This is a genomic window from Rhodopirellula maiorica SM1 (assembly GCF_000346295.1).
Taxonomy (GTDB): Bacteria; Planctomycetota; Planctomycetia; order Pirellulales; family Pirellulaceae; genus Novipirellula; species Novipirellula maiorica.
Map to the genome: position 1 here is coordinate 1 of NZ_ANOG01001102.1, position 1,346 is coordinate 1,346.

Here is a 1,346-nt window from a genome sequence, read left to right on the forward strand (position 1 = left end):
GCGACGTCAGTCAATCGCTTGATCACGCCGTCGACACCGAAAAGTGGATTCTCGAACACGCTGACCGCAGGGATGCCACCCATGCTGGTCCAACGTGAATGCAGGAGTTCGAATACAAAAAAGTCGGGGACGATATAGACCGACGCCGTCGAGTCGCTGAGTTGTTCAAGCAAATAGCGAATGCGATCCTCGGCCCGCATTGGCAGCGTGATAAAGATTGTGTCAATTTCACCACGACGTGCTTTTTCGACCATTTCCGTCAAATCGCCTTCGAGCGAAAACGGGGGGCTCGCCGACGCGTCGTCGGATCGGAATTCGTTGCGGTCGTCAAAAAAGCCAACCATTTGAAAGCCCAGCGATGGATCGTGCTGGACATTCTCAGCCATTTGAACACCTAACTCGTTCAGTCCAGCGACCGCAATCCGGCGGGTGCCAATGCCTCGATGCAACAATCCTTGTTGGATAATCCGCAAACACATTCGCCCCAACCCGATCACCGTTGGCGTCAGGATAATCCAGCAAAGCATGACCGAACGAGCGAATTCTTGTCCGTAGCGGGTGGCAAATGCTAACAACGCGAGCACCAGAACCGTCATGCTCCAAGCACCCACGATGCTGGACATCTCCATGTTGGCCGAACCTGCGTGCGATTTGCGGTACAGCCCTGTCAAATGCCCAGTTAGCAAGAATACGATCACAGCGATCAGTCCCATCGCCAGCGTCGTGTCGTCGACCCAGCCGCGGGCGATCCATTTGACGGTCGCCAACGATGCGATCACTCCAGCAGCATCAAGACACGGTTGAAAGAAATCCCACCAATGGCGATGAGGGAGAATGGGTAACCGCATGAATCATTTCCGGTCGATTGGGCGTATCGGATTTTGTGCAAACGCAGCCGAACTCTCGCTGAACCAAAGAGTGAGAGTCCAGCTCGATCGCGACTGTACAAAAACCTAGCTCAATGATTGATCGAACCAGTCGAAACCGAGGTCCAACCATGTCGCTTGATGTGTCAAAGCGCCACTACTAATTCGCTCTACACCGGTTTTAGCGATATCGCCAATCGTATCGATCGTGACGTTCCCCGAGGCTTCGAGTTCGACAGCCGAGTTTTGCTGGTCGCGAATCGCAACGGCTTCACGCAAATCATCGAGCGAGAAATTGTCGAGCAATATAATGTCGGGGGTTGTCGAGATCACGTCGCGAAATTGCTCGAGCGAATCGACTTCGATCTCAACCATCGTCGGCGCTACCAGATGGTCCACGTTGGCGCCTCGCCACTGAATCGCTTTCTTGCTGCGGTGCTGGCGGCTATCGGTCCCGATGAATCACCGGCAAGTGCCAAA

At 54.1% G+C, this 1,346-nt stretch carries 2 pseudogenes; both read right to left on the reverse strand.

The features are described from left to right. Nucleotides 1-848: pseudogene (locus RMSM_RS35550) on the reverse strand (undecaprenyl-phosphate glucose phosphotransferase); the annotation flags it as partial. A gap of 105 nt (nucleotides 849-953) precedes the next feature. Beyond that, nucleotides 954-1,292 (reverse strand): annotated as a pseudogene (locus RMSM_RS35555) (nicotinate-nucleotide diphosphorylase (carboxylating)); the annotation flags it as partial. Nucleotides 1,293-1,346 lie beyond the last annotated feature (54 nt).